Source organism: Microbacterium allomyrinae (assembly GCF_020682705.1).
Taxonomy (GTDB): Bacteria; Actinomycetota; Actinomycetes; order Actinomycetales; family Microbacteriaceae; genus Microbacterium; species Microbacterium allomyrinae.
Genome location: NZ_JAGTTN010000002.1, coordinates 316,396 through 332,143, shown reverse-complemented (window position 1 = coordinate 332,143; position 15,748 = coordinate 316,396). Strand labels below are relative to the sequence as shown.

The following is a 15,748-nucleotide window of genomic DNA, read 5'->3' as shown; positions in this document are numbered from 1 at the left end:
GGGTTCCCGAGACGACTCGCCGCGCCCGGCAACAGGCCCGGACACCATGTGGTGTCCGGGCCTCGTCGTGTCTGCCGCCCGGGTATGCTGGAATGACCGAACAACCTTTAATCCCGTCCTGTGAGGCGGAGAAGGGAGTGGCTGATGAGCACGCGCACCGTGCTTCACGAGGCCGACATCGCCCGGGCCCTGACTCGGATCTCGCACGAGATCCTGGAGTCCAACAAGGGCCCCCACAATCTGGTGCTGCTCGGCATCCCCACCCGCGGCGTCACCCTCGCCCACCGCATCGCGGCGCTCGTCGAGGAGTTCGGCTCGGCAGCCGTGCCGGTCGGCGCGCTCGATGTCACGATGTACCGCGACGATCTGCATCGCAATCCCACGCGTTCGCCGCAGCCGACGCAGATCCCGGCCGGGGGCATCGACGGCAAGGTCGTCGTCCTGGTGGACGACGTGCTGTTCTCGGGGCGCAGCATCCGTGCCGCTCTCGACGCACTGCAGGACATCGGACGCCCTGCCGCGGTGCGTCTGGCCACGCTTGTCGACCGGGGTCACCGGGAACTGCCGATCCGCCCCGACTTCGTCGGCAAGAACCTTCCCAGCTCCCGCGACGAGCGGGTCAACGTTCGATTGGCCGAGACCGACGGCCGCGAAGAGGTGACGATCGAGTCATGAGGCATCTCCTCGACACCCAGTCCCTCGGCCGGAGCGACGCCCTCCGGATCCTCGATGTCGCCGAGGACATGGCCGACACGCAGCGCCGTGAGGTCAAGAAGCTGCCGACCTTGCGCGGCAAGACCGTCGTCAATCTCTTCTTCGAGGACTCCACGCGCACCCGCATCTCGTTCGAAGCGGCGGCCAAGCGCCTGTCGGCCGACGTCATCAACTTCTCGGCGAAGGGCTCCAGCGTCTCGAAGGGGGAGTCGCTGCAGGACACCGCGCAGACGCTCCAGGCGATGGGCGCGGATGCGGTCGTCATCCGTCACGGCGCGTCGGGCGCGCCGCGCACGCTTGCGACGAGCGGATGGATCACCGCCGGCGTCGTCAATGCGGGCGACGGCACGCACGAGCACCCCACGCAGGCGCTGCTCGACGCGTTCACGATCCGCAAACGCCGTTACGGCGGCGAGAGCCGGGGTCGCGACCTCGCGGGTGTGAAGGTCACGATCGTCGGCGACGTCCTGCACTCGCGGGTGGCACGCTCCAACGTCTGGCTGCTGCACACGCTCGGAGCCGAGGTCACCCTCGTAGCGCCGCCCACACTCGTTCCGCAGGATGTCTCGCGCTGGCCTGCGCGCATCCTCTACGACCTCGACGAGGCGATCGCCGACGGCCCGGACGCGCTCATGATGCTTCGCATCCAGCTCGAGCGCATGAACGCCGCTTATTTCCCCACTGAACGGGAATATTCCCGTCGTTGGGGTCTGGACGCGCGGCGGCTGAACGCCCTCGGAGCGGATAGCATTGTGATGCACCCGGGACCGATGAACCGGGGGCTCGAGATCTCCGCAGAGGCCGCGGACTCGGCCCGCTCGACAGTGCTCGAGCAGGTCGCGAACGGCGTCTCGGTGCGCATGGCCGCGCTCTACCTGCTTCTCGCCGGCGCGGAGGGCGACGCCGATACGACAGATGCCACACGGAAGGTGACCCCACGATGAGCGTGTCTCGAAACGCCGCAGGCGGCGACTCGACAGCTGAGACCTTCCTCTTCCGCGGCGCGCTCGTCGAAGGATCGGCTCCCGCCGACGTGGTCGTCTCGCACGGCGTCATCGACGAGATGGGCACCGGGCTCAGCCGGGCCGGCGCCACGGTGATCGACGTCGACGGCCTGGTTCTGCTCCCCGGCCTGGTCGATCTCCACACCCACCTGCGTGAACCGGGGTACGAGGCATCCGAGACCATCCTCACCGGATCGCGGGCCGCCGCCGCCGGGGGATACTCCGCCGTGTTCGCGATGCCGAACACATCACCGGTGGCCGACACCGCCGGCGTCGTCGAGCAGGAGCTCGCGCTCGGCGAGGCCGCCGGCTTCGTCACCCTTCAGCCCATCGGCGCTGTCACCGTCGGGCAGAAGGGCGAGCGTCTCGCGGAACTCGGCGCGATGGCCGACTCCCGGGCGCGGGTGCGCGTCTTCAGCGACGACGGCTTCTGCGTGTGGGACCCGCTCATCATGCGGCGAGCGCTCGAGTACGTGAAGGCGTTCGACGGCGTGATCGCCCAGCACGCTCAGGACCCCCGCCTCACCGAGGGCGCTCAGATGAACGAGGGGGCGGTATCGGCCGAACTCGGCCTCGCCGGCTGGCCGGCCGTAGCCGAGGAGTCGATCATCGCCCGCGATGTGCTGCTCGCCGAGCACGTCGGCTCCCGCCTGCACGTCTGCCACCTCTCCACCGCAGGCTCGGTCGACATCATCCGGTGGGCGAAGAAGCGCGGCGTGAACGTCACCGCCGAGGTCACGCCTCACCACCTGCTCCTCACCGACGAACTGGTTCGCGACTACGACGCGCGCTTCAAGGTGAACCCGCCGCTGCGCCGCGAAGAGGATGTGCTCGCAGTGCGCGAAGGACTCGCCGACGGCACGATCGACATCGTCGCGACAGATCACGCGCCGCATCCGACCGAGGCCAAGGCCTGCGAATGGCACGCCGCCGCGAACGGAATGGTCGGGCTCGAGAGCGCTCTGCGCGTGGTGCAGTCCGCGATGGTCGACACCGGGCTCATCACGTGGGGCGACGTCGCGCGCGTCATGTCGCGCGAGCCCGCCCACATCGGGCGCCTCGCCGGGCACGGCACACCGCTCACCGAGGGGCAGCCGGCCTCGCTCGCGTTCTACGACCCGGCGCCGATGCGCCCCTTCACGACCGACGACCTGCGCGGACGCAGCCTGAACTCGCCCTACCTCGGGCGCGACCTGCCGGGCGACGTGCGCTGGACCCTGCACCAGGGCACTGTCACGGTGGCCGAGGGCGGCCTCCTCGACACGCCGGGGGTCCGCGCATGAGCCGCGAGGGCGCGCTCGCGATCATCGTCCTCGTCGCCGTCCTCCTGCTGGCCGTGCTCGCCTGGGCGTGGTGGCGGCGGTCGCGGCGCGACTCCGGGCCGCTCGTCCACACGAGCGAACTCCCCGAGTCCGCGCGCGTGCTCGCGACCTTCGAGGCGCTCTACGTCGCGACCACGAAGCATGATGCTCCGCTCGATCGCATCGCCGCACCCGGCCTGAGCATGCGCTCGCGCGCGACGGTCACCGTCGCCGACACCGGCGTCGCGGTCGACCTCACCGGCCGTCCGCGCTTCGTACTCGGCGTCGACCAGATCGTCGACGTGAGCCAGTCGACCGTCGCCATCGACCGCGTCGTCGAGAAGAACGGTCTCACCCGTCTCACCTGGCGCACCGACATCGGATCGGTCGTCGACTCCTACTTCCGCCCCCAGGATGCCTCGGCCCGCGCCCTCGCGGACGCCGTGGCGGGCATCCTCCACCCGACCCAGACGGGAACCGACGCATGACCTCCCTGTTCCAGTCCGACCCCGCCGTGCTCGTCCTCGAAGACGGCACGCGCCACGTCGGCCGCGCCTACGGCGCCCTCGGCACGACTCTCGGCGAGGTCGTCTTCGCCACCGGCATGACCGGCTATCAGGAGACGCTCACCGATCCCTCGTACGCGGGCCAGATCGTGCTGCAGACAGCGCCGCACATCGGCAACACCGGCATGAACGACGAAGACCACGAGTCACGACGGATCTGGGTATCGGGGTACATCGTCCGCGACCCCTCTCGCGTCGTGTCGAACTGGCGCGCCGACGAGTCGCTGGACGACGCGCTCGTGAACGACGCAGTGATCGGCATCAGCGGAATCGACACGCGGGCGGTGACGCGCCACATCCGCGCCGCAGGCAGCATGCGCGGCGGCATCTTCTCGGGCGAGTCCGCCGGGCTCGACGCCGACGAGCAGCTGCGCCAGGTGCAGGAGGCTCCGCAGATGGCGGGGCAGAATCTCTCCGCGGCCGTGTCGGTCGAGGCCGTCGAGATCACCCCGGCCACGAGCGAGCGCATCGGCACCTTGGCGGTGCTCGACCTCGGCGTCAAGAAGGCCACGATCGACAACCTCGCCGCCCGCGGGTTCGAGGTGCACGTGCTCCCGCAGGACGTCACGATCGACGACATCCGTGCGATCGAGCCGGTCGCCGTGTTCTACTCCAACGGTCCCGGCGACCCGGCCGCTTCCGGCGACCATGTCGCGCTCCTGCGCGAGGTGCTCGACGACGGCCTGCCCTTCTTCGGGATCTGCTTCGGCAACCAGCTGCTCGGCCGTGCGCTGGGTCTGGGCACCTACAAGCTTCCGTTCGGCCACCGCGGCATCAACCAGCCGGTGCTCGACAAGACGACCGGTCGCGTCGAGATCACCGCCCACAACCACGGGTTCGCCGTGGATGCGCCGGTCGAGGGCGAGTTCGACAGCCCGCACGGCTATGGCCGCGTGGAGGTCAGTCACGTCGGCCTCAACGACAACGTGGTCGAAGGCCTTCGCGCCCTCGACATCCCCGCGTTCTCCGTGCAGTACCATCCCGAGGCCGCGGCCGGTCCGCACGATGCCAACTACCTGTTCGATCGGTTCCGCGACGTTGTGATCGCCGACCTGGCGAAGAAGAGCGAGAAGTAAGTGCCCAAGCGCGACGACATCAATTCCGTCCTGGTGATCGGGTCGGGCCCGATCGTGATCGGCCAGGCGTGCGAGTTCGACTACTCGGGCACGCAGGCCTGCCGCGTGCTCCGCGAGGAGGGCGTGCGCGTCATCCTGGTCAACTCCAACCCGGCGACGATCATGACCGACCCCGACTTCGCCGACGCAACATATATCGAGCCGATCACGTGGCAGGTCATCGAGACGATCATCGCCAAGGAGAAGCCCGACGCGATCCTGCCGACGCTGGGGGGCCAGACGGCCCTCAACGCGGCGATCGATCTGCACAACCACGGGATCCTCGAGAAGTACGACGTCGAGCTGATCGGTGCGAATTTCGAGGCGATCAACAAGGGCGAGGACCGCCAGATCTTCAAGCAGCTCGTGCTGGACGCGGGAGCGGATGTCGCGGCATCGCGCATCGCCCACACGATGGACGAGGTGATCAGCGCCGCCGACGAGCTCGGCTACCCGCTCGTCGTGCGCCCGTCGTTCACGATGGGCGGCCTCGGCTCGGGCTTCGCGTACGACGAGAGAGACCTCCGTCGCATCGCGGGCGCGGGCCTGCGCGACTCGCCGACGACCGAGGTGCTGCTCGAGGAGTCGATCCTCGGGTGGAAGGAATACGAGCTCGAGCTCATGCGCGACACGTCCGACAACACCGTCGTCGTCTGCTCGATCGAGAACGTCGACCCCGTCGGCGTGCACACCGGCGACTCGATCACCGTCGCACCGGCGCTCACGCTGACCGACCGCGAGTATCAGAAGCTGCGCGATATCGGCATCGACATCATTCGTGCCGTCGGCGTCGACACCGGCGGCTGCAACATCCAGTTCGCCATCGATCCGGCGAACGGCCGCATCATCGTGATCGAGATGAACCCGCGCGTGTCGCGCTCGTCGGCCCTCGCGTCGAAGGCGACCGGGTTCCCGATCGCCAAGATCGCCGCGAAGCTCGCGATCGGCTACCGCCTCGATGAGATCCCGAACGACATCACCAAGGTGACTCCGGCCAGCTTCGAGCCCACGCTCGACTACGTGGTCGTGAAGGTGCCGCGTTTCAACTTCGAGAAGTTCCCCGCGGCCGACACCACGCTCACGACCACCATGAAGTCGGTGGGCGAGGCCATGGCCATCGGGCGCAACTACGCCACCGCGCTGCAGAAGGCGCTGCGCTCGCTCGAGAAGCGCGGCTCCAGCTTCCATTGGGGCGAGGAGCACCGCACGGCGGACGAACTGCTTGAGATCGCCAAGAAGCCGACCGACGGACGCATCGTCGTGCTGCAGCAGGCGCTGCGCAAGGGCGCGACCATCGAGCAGGCGTTCGAGGCCACCAAGATCGACCCGTGGTTCCTCGACCAGATCGTGCTGATCAACGAGGTCGCCGAGTTCGTGCGCCACGCAGACGAATTGGATGCCGCGACCCTGCGCGTCGCGAAGGAGCACGGCTTCAGCGACGCCCAGATCGCAGAGCTCCGCGGCGACACCGAGACTCGGGTCCGCGGCATCCGTCACGGTCTGGGGCTGCGCCCGGTGTACAAGACGGTGGACACCTGCGCGGGGGAGTTCCCCGCACTCACGCCGTACCACTACTCGAGCTACGACTTCGAGACCGAGGTCACCCCCTCGGAGCGCACGAAGATCGTCATCATCGGCTCCGGCCCCAACCGCATCGGTCAGGGCGTGGAGTTCGACTACTCCTGCGTGCACGCGTCGTTCGCCCTGTCGGACGCCGGCTACGAGACGGTCATGGTCAACTGCAACCCCGAGACCGTCTCGACCGACTACGACACCAGCGACCGCCTGTACTTCGAGCCGCTGACGCTCGAGGACGTGCTCGAGGTGCTGCACGCCGAGGCGCGGTCGGGCACGATCCTCGGTGTCATCTGCCAGCTCGGCGGCCAGACTCCGCTCGGGCTCGCGAAGGGCATCGAGGACGCCGGCTATGCCATCCTCGGCACGAGCCCCGCCGCGATCGACCTCGCCGAGGAGCGAGAGCTGTTCTCGCGCCTGCTCGACGATGCCGGGCTGGTCGCTCCCCGCCACGGCACCGCGGTCGACGTCGACGGGGCCGTGGGCATCGCCGAGGAGATCGGCTACCCGGTGCTGGTGCGTCCCAGCTTCGTGCTCGGCGGCCGGGGTATGGAGATCGTCTACGACACCGATAGCCTGCGGGACTACTTCGTCCGCACCGCCGGCGAGGTCATCGTCGAACCGGGCAAGCCGCTGCTGGTGGACCGCTTCCTCGACGACGCGATCGAGATCGACGTCGATGCGCTCTACGACGGCACCGACCTCTACATCGGCGGTGTCATGGAGCACCTCGAAGAGGCCGGCATCCACTCCGGCGACTCGAGCTGCACCCTGCCGCCGGTGAGCCTCGGCCGCACCGACATCGACCGCGTCCGCGACGCGACGCACGCGATCGCCGAAGGCGTGGGCGTGCGCGGGCTGCTCAACGTGCAGTTCGCGATCTCGGCCGGCGTCCTGTACGTCATCGAGGCCAACCCGCGGGCGAGCCGGACGGTGCCTTTCGTCTCGAAGGCTCTCGGCATTCCGCTCGCGAAGGCGGCGAGCCGCATCATGGCGGGCTCCACGATCGCCGACCTCAAGGACGAGGGCATGCTGCCCGTCCAGGACGGCTCGCGCGTCCCGCTGGATGCCCCGGTGGCCGTCAAGGAGGCGGTGCTGCCGTTCAAGCGGTTCCGCACCGCCGACGGACAGACGGTCGACTCGGTCCTCGGACCCGAGATGCGCTCGACCGGCGAGGTCATGGGCATCGACCGGGACTTCCCGACAGCATTCGCCAAGTCGCAGGAGGCCGCGTACGGGGGCATGCCGCTGGAGGGCACCGTGTTCATCTCGGTCGCCGACAGCGACAAGCGTGCCGTGATCCTGCCGGCCCACCGCCTGCAGGAGCTCGGCTACGACCTCGTGGCGACCGAGGGCACCGCCGAGATCCTCGCCCGCAACGGCATCGCGGTGCGCGTTGTGAGCAAGTACTCCGAGACGCAGGACTCGGGCGAGTCCAACATCGTCGACCTCATCAACGCCGGCGAGATCGACATCGTCGTGAACACCCCGTCCGGCGGCACCGCGCGTGCCGACGGTTACGAGATCCGCGCGGCCGCCGTCGCCGGCGACAAGGCGCTGTTCACCACGATGGCCGTCCTCGGTGCGGCAGTGAGCGCCCTGCCGGTGCTGCGAGAAGGGTTCAAGGTGAAGAGCCTGCAGGAGTACGCCGCGGATCGGGCGGCACGATCATGAGTTCGTTCGGCGAGCGACTCCGCGTCGCGCTCGACCGCTTCGGGCCGCTGTGCGTCGGCATCGATCCGCACGAGCACCTGCTCGTGGAATGGGGTCTGGATGCCTCCGCCGACGGCGTCCGCGAGTTCGGACTGCGCGTCGTCGAGGCGGCCGCCGGCCGTGTCGGCGTCGTCAAGCCCCAGGTGGCGTTCTTCGAGCGCTTCGGCTCGCGCGGCTTCGCCGCCCTCGAGGATGTTCTCGCTGCGGCTCGCGACTCCGGACTGATCGTGATCGCCGACGCCAAGCGCGGCGACATCGGCTCCACGATGGACGGCTACGCGGGCGCATGGCTGGCTGCAGGCTCCCCGCTCGAGGTCGACGCCCTCACGCTGAGCCCGTATCTCGGTCCCGACTCGCTTCGTGCGACGCTCACGACGGCCGTCCGTGCCGGCAAGGGCGCGTTCGTGCTCGCCGCGACGAGCAACCCCGAGGCTCTCGCGCTGCAGAGCGCACGCACGGTGGACGTCGCCGCGAGCGACGACCAGTCGGTGGCGGAGCGCGTCGCGCGGGACGCGGGCTGGATCAACGGCTCGGCCGCGTTCGCCGGAGGTCTGGGTCCGATCGGCTTCGTCGTCGGCGCGACCGTGGATCGTGCCGCGGTGGGCCTGTCGGACGAAGCGCTGCGGGGCGCCCCTCTGCTGGCGCCGGGGTTCGGCGCCCAAGGCGCCTCCGCCGAGGACCTCTCCTCGTTGTTCGGCGCGCTCGCTCCGAACGTCGTCGCTTCCGAGAGCCGGAGCATCCTGTCGGCGGGTCCCGCCGCGATCGTCGCGCGCATCGAAGAGCGCGCCGCGCTGTACCGGAACGGCGCTCATGTCTGACGTGCGCACGCCTCCCGAGGTCGACCGGGTCGCGGCATCCCGTCGCGCCGTCGCCGCCCGCCGCGAACGCGCCGCTCTGAAGAAGGACGTCGCGATGCGGGTCATCACGCCCCAGGAGCTTCTGCGTCGTGCCCTGGCCGAGCCCACGTCGCCCGCCGGCGCGATGCGCGTGCCCGAGTTCCTCACGGCCATTCCGGCGATCGGCGAGGGAAAACGCGACCGCATCCTGCAGGACCTCCAGATCTCACCGGTCAAGCGTCTCGGCGGCCTCGGCTCGCGCCAGCGCGAGGATCTTCGCCGCTTCCTCGACGACCGCTGGCCCGAACTCGAGCCGCGCGGCGGCCGCAGCCGTCTGGTCGTGCTCGCCGGTCCCACGGCCGTGGGCAAGGGGACGGTGGCCGCATATATCAAGGAGCACCATCCCGAGATCCACCTGTCGGTGTCGGCGACGACCCGCGCGCCACGGCCGGGGGAGGTCGACGGGGAGCATTACTACTTCGTCGACGACGCCGAGTTCGACCGCCTCGTCGCCGAGGGAGAACTGCTCGAGCACGCCACCGTGCACAATGCGTATCGCTACGGCACGCCCCGCGGCCCGATCGAGAAGGTTCTCGATGAGGGGCGCACCGCTCTGCTCGAGATCGACCTGCAGGGCGCACGTCAGGTGCGGGCCGCCGATCCGTCGGCGACCCTGGTGTTCCTGCTGCCGCCGAGCTGGGACGAACTCGTGCAGCGACTCGTCGGACGCGGCACCGAAGACGCCGCCGAGCGCACCCGTCGCCTGCGCACCGCCAAGACCGAACTCGCCTCGCAGGGGGAGTTCGATTTCCGCGTCGTCAACGACGACGTGGCGCGCGCAGCCGACGAGGTTGCACGGCTTGCGCGCTGAGCGACTCCCGCTCGCGTAGAATGGTGGGATGCCTCGGTGCGTCCGAGGCGCTCAGAACTCTCCATCCGTCATCCGATCCAGGAGGATTCCCATGGCCGGAACGAACCAGGGCATCATCGAGCCCCCCATCGACAGCCTGCTCGGCAAGGTCGACTCGAAGTACCAGCTCGTGATCTTCGCGTCCAAGCGCGCGCGTCAGATCAACGACTACTACTCCGACCTGCACGAGGGCAACCTCTTCGACAACGTCGGCCCGCTCGTCGACTCGACCGTCGAAGACAAGCCGCTCACCATCGCGATGCACGAGATCCACGAGGACAAGCTGCGTCTGCGTCACATCGAGTAGAGCCCGTTACGTCCTGATGCCCCCGAGGCGGTGATGTCCGCCTTCGGGGGCATACTGGTGCCTGCACTCTTCCGATCTGGAGCATCGATGACCGACCTGCGTCTGTTCACGTCCGAATCCGTCACCGAGGGGCATCCCGACAAGATCTGCGACCAGATCTCGGATTCGATCCTCGACGCGATCCTCGCCGCCGATCCGCGGGGACGCGTGGCTGTCGAAACCCTCGTCACGACCGGCCTCGTGCACGTCGCGGGCGAGGTCTCCACGTCCGCGTACGTCGAGATCCCGGCGATCGTCCGCAACGTCGTCAATCGCATCGGCTACACCTCGAGCGAGACCGGCTTCGACGGGGAATCGTGCGGTGTGAGCGTCTCGATCGGCGCGCAGTCCTCCGATATCGCGGCGGGCGTCGACAAGGCGTTCGAACGGCGCGAGGACGGCTCCGAAGACCCGCATGACCTGCAGGGCGCGGGCGATCAGGGCATCATGTTCGGATACGCGACGACCGAGACGCCCCAGCTCATGCCGATGGCCGCCTGGACCGCGCATCGCATGGCCGAGCGCCTCGCAGACGTGCGCCGGTCCGGAGCGCTGCCGTTCCTGCGCCCCGACGGCAAGACCCAGGTGACGCTCGGCTACGACGGCCACACACCGAAGACCGTGGATTCGGTCGTGCTTTCGACGCAGCACAACCCCGAGATCTCGCAGAAGGCACTGCGCGCCGCGGTACGCGCCGAGGTCATCGACCCGGTGCTCGAGGCGACCGGGCTCGACCTGTCGGACGTCAAGTTCTACATCAACCCGGCGGGACCGTTCGTGATCGGCGGCCCCAAGGGCGACGCCGGACTCACCGGCCGCAAGATCATCATCGACACATACGGTGGGGCGTCACGTCACGGCGGCGGTGCGTTCAGCGGCAAGGACCCGTCGAAGGTCGACCGCTCGGCCGCGTATGCGATGCGCTGGGTGGCGAAGAATGCCGTCGCTGCCGGTCTCGCCGACCGACTGGAGGTGCAGGTCGCGTACGCGATCGGCAAGGCGAAGCCCGTCGGCCTCTATGTCGAGTCGTTCGGCACCGGTCATGTCTCGGACGACGCCATCACCCGCGCCATCCTCGATGTGTTCGATCTGCGCCCGAAGGCGATCATCGATCAGCTCGACCTGCTGCGCCCGATCTACGCCCAGACCGCGGCCTACGGCCACTTCGGGCGCGAGCTGCCCGATTTCACGTGGGAGCGCACCGACCGCGCCGACGCACTGCGCGCGGCTGCCGGACTCTGACGTCGGCCGCGTGAGCGCGGTGCGTGACCCCCGACGCAGCCTCCCGGGAGTGCGCGGAGTGCAACCATGAGCGTTCGGCGCGTGGCGCGCGTGCTGATCGACTCACCGCTGCCGCAGCTGGATCGCCTGTTCGACTACGCGATCCCCGATGCCCTCGCCACTGACGCCCTCCCGGGCGTGCGGGTACGCGTGCCTCTGCGCAGCGCGGGGCGGATGGTGGACGGCTACCTGGTCGAGCTCGGCGAGCCCGATGCCTCGGACCGTCCGCTGTCCGAGCTCGACGCCGTGGTCTCGCCGGTGCCGGTCCTGCCCGCGCGGCTCTATGCGCTGGCCCGGCGAGCCGCCGACCGCGCGGCGGGCTCGGCCGGCGACATCCTGCGCCTCGCCATCGCCCGGCGCATGGTGCGCGCCGAGAAGGCGTGGATCGCCGCCGACCCGCCCGCGACCCCCGAGGTCGCCGCCGAGTCGGCCGCGTGGGCGGCGAGCGTGCTTGCGGAGTACCCGGGCTTCACCGCCGCGCTGGCTGATGGCGAGCGTCTGGCCGTGGATGCCCCGCCATCTCCGGCCGTGCATGACGGCGCCGCGGTCGGAGCGTGGGCGGTGCTGCTCGCCGCCGCCGCCGTGCATGTTCTCGCCTCGGGCCGCAGCGCCGTCATCGCCGTGCCCGATCATCGCGACCGTGCGCAGCTGGAGGCGGTGCTCGCCACGTATGTGCCGGTGGGAGCACTGGTCCGCGATGATGCGAAGCAGAGCGCTCCCGCGCGCTACACCGCGTTTCTGCGGACGCTCGCCGAGGCGCCGTGCGTCGTGATCGGCAATCGATCCACGGTCTATGCGCCGGTCGCCCAGCTCGGTCTCGTCGCCTTGTGGGACGACGGCGATCCTCTCCTGGCCGAGCCGCTCAGTCCTGGGGTGCACGCCCGTGATGCCGCGCTGCTGCGACAGGAGCTCGACGGAGGCGCGCTGGTGTTCGCAGGGCACACCCGAACGACCGACGTCGAGCGGCTCGTCGCCGTCGGATGGGTGCGGGAACTGCCTGCGGCCCGCAGGCGCAGCCCTCGGGTCGTGCTCAGCGCGACACGCGAGGGGGAATCGAGAGGGGCACGCGTGCCGTCATCGGCCTTCGCCGCCGCACGTGAGGCGTTGGCGAGCGGCCCGGTGCTCGTGCAGGTCGCGCGCCCCGGGTACGCACCTGTGCTGGTGTGCGCGGAGTGCCGGCATCCGGCGCGTTGCGCGCACTGCGGCGGCCCGCTGCACGCCGCTCGTCAGGGCGCTGTGCCGACGTGCACGTGGTGCGGCCGCTCGGCGAACAGCTGGGCGTGTCCCGACTGCTCGTCGACGCGCTTTCGCATGGCGTCTTCGGGAAGCGAACGCACCGCGGACGAGCTGGGCCGCGCGTTTCCCGGGACCCGCGTCATCGTCGCGGACGGCGACCATCCCGTCACCGAGATCGACGGTCGGCCCGCGCTCGTGGTGTCGACGCGGGGTGCGGAGCCCCTCGCCGTCGGCGGCTACCGCGCGGTCATCCTGCTGGACGGCGACCGGATGCTGCTGGCCGACGATCTGAGGATCGGCGAGTCGTGCCTGCGGTGGTGGTCGAACGCGGCGGCCCTGGCCGCGCCGGGCGCCCCGGTGCACCTCGTCGGCGTGACGGGCCCCGTCGCGCGCGCTCTCGCGACGTGGACGCAGCCGGGCTACGCGCGGACGGAGCTGGCCGAGCGTGCACCGCTGCGCATGCCGCCGACCGTGCGCGTCGCCTCCGTCGACGGCCCACGGCGTGCCGTCGATGCCGCCCTCGAGGCGCTCCGTGCCGCCGTCCCCGAACTGGACGCCGAGGCCGTGCTGGGCCCGCTCGCCCACGACGAAACCGTGCGCGCCCTCGTGCGATTCGACTACGGTCTGGGGCCGCGCGTGACAGAGAGCCTTCGCGCCTCGGTCGTGAGCGCTGCGGTCAAGGGGCGCCGCCCGGCGAAGGGTCGTGCACCCGGTCGCGCCAATACACTGAAAGTCCGCGTCGACGTCCCGGATCTCGATCTGTGATCCACCCGTCGCCCATCTGATCATCAAATGCTGAGGAGCCCCATGCGCCTCGTCTTCGCCGGCACGCCGGCGCCGGCGGTGCCGTCCCTGCGACGGCTCGCGTCATCCGACCACGACATCGTCGCCGTCGTCACGCGCCGAGACGCTCCGCTGGGGCGCAAGCGCATCGTGACGCCGTCGCCGGTTGCGGCGGCCGCCGAGGAACTCGGCCTTCCGGTGATCCGGGCCGATCGGCTCGACGCGGGCGTCACAGAGCAGATCGCCGCGCTCAGGCCCGATCTGGGAGTGATCGTCGCCTACGGCGGCCTCGTGCGCGAACCGCTGCTCTCGACGCCCTCGCACGGCTGGATCAACCTGCATTTCTCCTTGCTGCCGCGCTGGCGCGGTGCCGCGCCCGTGCAGCACGCGTTGATCGCCGGTGACGCGCAGACAGGCGCAAGCGTGTTCCAGCTGGTGCCCGAACTGGATGCCGGTGATGTGTTCGGCGCGATCGCTCAGGAGGTGCCGCCCTCGGCGACGGCGGGGGAGTTGCTCGCCTCGCTGGCCGAGGACGGCGCAGGCCTCCTGGCCGACGTCGTGCAGGGTATCGCCGATGGAACCGCGACCGCCCGGCCCCAGCAGGGCGAGCCGACGTACGCATCGAAGCTCGGTGACGACGACGGTCGGGTGCGCTGGGACGAGCCCGCCTCCGCCGTCCTCGGGCGCATCCGCGGAGTCACTCCGGAACCGGGAGCCCACACGACGATCGACGATGCGCGGGTCAAGGTTCTCGCCGTTCGGCCCGCAGCCCCCGATGCGCCGCCGCTCGCACCCGGTGCACTCGCTCTCCACTCCCGTGAGGTGCACGTCGGCACGTCGAGCGCGCCGATCGTGCTCGAGACCGTGCAGCCCGCCGGCAAGGGCGCCATGCGTGCCGCCGATTGGTGGCGCGGGCTTCGCGCGACAGATCTGGTGGCGGCGTCATGAACGGCACCGTCGCCGCCCGCCGGGTGGCCTATGAGACCATCCGCGCCGTGCACGAGTCCGACGCGTACGCCAACCTCCTGCTGCCGAGCTCGATCACCCGAGCAGGTCTGTCCACAGCCGACGCGGCTCTGGCGACCGAACTCACCTACGGCACCCTGCGGCGTCAAGGCACCTACGACGCCGTCATCGCCATCGCCGCCGATCGTGGGATCAATGAGATCGATCCGGCTGTGCTCGACGCGCTGCGGCTCGGAGTGCACCAGCTGCTGTCGACGCGGGTCGCCTCGCATGCTGCGGTAAATGAGTCGGTCGAGCTCGCCCGCGGTGCCGGAGGACGCGGCGCGGCGGGATTCGCGAACGCCGTGCTGCGACGAGTATCGCGCGACACCCCGGGCGATTGGATGACGCACGTGGCCGCGACCGCCCGCTCGGACGACGAGCAGCTCGGTCTGCTGTTCTCGCACCCGGTGTGGATCGTCCGCGCCTTCCGCCGCGCTCTGGTCGCCGAAGGGCGCGCCGACGAGCTCGAAGCACTGCTCACCGCCGACAACGTGGCCCCGCGCGTCACGATGGCAGCCCTCCCGGGTCTGGCCGAGGTCCCCGACGACGACGCGCGCCGCACCCCGTTCTCGCCGATCGGCTTCCGCCTCGGGGGCGGCGACCCCGACTCGACGGTACGCGGCTCTCAAGGGCGCATCCGGGTCCAGGACGAAGGGTCGCAGCTCGCCGCGCTCGCGCTCACCCGCGCCCTGCCGGTGGTCGCGGGGGAGCGCTGGCTCGACCTGTGCGCCGGTCCGGGCGGAAAGACCGCCGTGCTCGCAGCCGAAGCGCTCGCCCACGGCGCGACGCTCGAGGCGAACGAGATCTCGCCCACGCGCGCAGAGCTCGTGCGGCAGGCGATCGCGGGCGTCCCCTTGGACGTCATCGTGTCGGAGGAGGACGGCCGCACCCGCGCGGGCAATGCCCCCGGAGCATACGACCGCATCCTCGTCGATGCGCCATGCACGGGCCTCGGCGCGCTGCGCCGCCGTCCCGAAGCACGCTGGCGCAAAGCGCCCAGCGACGTCCCGGCGCTCACCGAGCTTCAGCGGGACCTGCTCGACGCCGCGATCGGCGCGCTGAAGCCCGGAGGAGTGGTGGCGTACGTCACCTGCTCTCCGCACCTGGCCGAGACATCCGGCGTCGTCGCCGAGGCGAAGCGCGCGTGGGGTGACGCGATCCAAGAGCTCTCGGCGCGCGATGTGATCACGGCGCTGTCGGATGCCGACCCGGGGCTGCCCGCGCAGGCCGACGGCAGCGGGCGTGCTCAGCTGTGGCCGCACCGCCACAACACCGACGCGATGTCGATCTCCCTGCTGCAGCGCGTCTGAGTCGATCTCCCTGCTGCAGCGCGTCTGAAGTGTCTCGGCGCGGTGCCCGA

13 protein-coding genes are annotated in these 15,748 nt (G+C 70.2%); all 13 read left to right on the top strand.

The features are described 5' to 3' along the window. Positions 1–144: 144 nt before the first annotated feature. The 13 genes from pyrR (at position 145) to KEC57_RS07845 (ending at position 15,698) form a co-directional block, all read left to right on the top strand. On the top strand, positions 145–675 hold the full coding sequence (gene pyrR, locus KEC57_RS07905; RefSeq protein WP_229384027.1) for a bifunctional pyr operon transcriptional regulator/uracil phosphoribosyltransferase PyrR: 531 nt from the start codon (positions 145–147) through the stop codon (positions 673–675). Next, positions 672–1,658, top strand: a complete 987-nt coding sequence (locus KEC57_RS07900) for an aspartate carbamoyltransferase catalytic subunit (protein WP_229384026.1) — start codon at positions 672–674, stop codon at positions 1,656–1,658. Before pyrR ends, KEC57_RS07900 begins: the two co-directional genes overlap by 4 nt. Then, on the top strand, positions 1,655–3,001 hold the full coding sequence (locus KEC57_RS07895) for a dihydroorotase (protein WP_229384025.1): 1,347 nt from the start codon (positions 1,655–1,657) through the stop codon (positions 2,999–3,001). The genes KEC57_RS07900 and KEC57_RS07895 overlap by 4 nt, the downstream gene beginning before the upstream one ends. Beyond that, a complete protein-coding gene (locus tag KEC57_RS07890; protein WP_229384024.1) occupies positions 2,998–3,507 on the top strand; it encodes a PH-like domain-containing protein in 510 nt (169 codons plus the stop codon). The genes KEC57_RS07895 and KEC57_RS07890 overlap by 4 nt, the downstream gene beginning before the upstream one ends. After that, the gene (carA, locus tag KEC57_RS07885) at positions 3,504–4,661 is read left to right on the top strand and encodes a glutamine-hydrolyzing carbamoyl-phosphate synthase small subunit (protein ID WP_229384023.1); all 1,158 of its coding nucleotides are present in this window, start codon (positions 3,504–3,506) and stop codon (positions 4,659–4,661) included. Before KEC57_RS07890 ends, carA begins: the two co-directional genes overlap by 4 nt. Beyond that, the gene (gene carB / locus KEC57_RS07880; RefSeq protein ID WP_229384022.1) at positions 4,662–7,949 is read left to right on the top strand and encodes a carbamoyl-phosphate synthase large subunit; all 3,288 of its coding nucleotides are present in this window, start codon (positions 4,662–4,664) and stop codon (positions 7,947–7,949) included. Continuing rightward, entirely contained in the window at positions 7,946–8,806 is an 861-nt protein-coding gene (gene pyrF / locus KEC57_RS07875; protein ID WP_229384021.1) for an orotidine-5'-phosphate decarboxylase, read from the top strand. Before carB ends, pyrF begins: the two co-directional genes overlap by 4 nt. After that, entirely contained in the window at positions 8,799–9,695 is an 897-nt protein-coding gene (gene gmk / locus KEC57_RS07870; RefSeq protein WP_229384020.1) for a guanylate kinase, read from the top strand. The genes pyrF and gmk overlap by 8 nt, the downstream gene beginning before the upstream one ends. 91 nt (positions 9,696–9,786) lie before the next feature. After that, positions 9,787–10,041, top strand: coding sequence for a DNA-directed RNA polymerase subunit omega (rpoZ, locus tag KEC57_RS07865; RefSeq protein WP_229384019.1), 255 nt, complete (start codon positions 9,787–9,789; stop codon positions 10,039–10,041). Positions 10,042–10,128: 87 nt separating this feature from the next. Continuing rightward, positions 10,129–11,322, top strand: a complete 1,194-nt coding sequence (gene metK, locus KEC57_RS07860) for a methionine adenosyltransferase (RefSeq protein ID WP_229384018.1) — start codon at positions 10,129–10,131, stop codon at positions 11,320–11,322. Between the two features lie 66 nt (positions 11,323–11,388). After that, positions 11,389–13,362, top strand: coding sequence for a primosomal protein N' family DNA-binding protein (locus tag KEC57_RS07855; RefSeq protein ID WP_229384017.1), 1,974 nt, complete (start codon positions 11,389–11,391; stop codon positions 13,360–13,362). 42 nt (positions 13,363–13,404) lie between these two features. Next, positions 13,405–14,328, top strand: a complete 924-nt coding sequence (gene fmt / locus KEC57_RS07850; protein WP_229384016.1) for a methionyl-tRNA formyltransferase — start codon at positions 13,405–13,407, stop codon at positions 14,326–14,328. Beyond that, positions 14,325–15,698 (top strand): RsmB/NOP family class I SAM-dependent RNA methyltransferase, encoded by a 1,374-nt coding sequence (locus tag KEC57_RS07845; protein WP_229384015.1) that lies wholly within the window; start codon positions 14,325–14,327, stop codon positions 15,696–15,698. Before fmt ends, KEC57_RS07845 begins: the two co-directional genes overlap by 4 nt. The last annotated feature ends 50 nt before the right edge of the window (positions 15,699–15,748 follow it).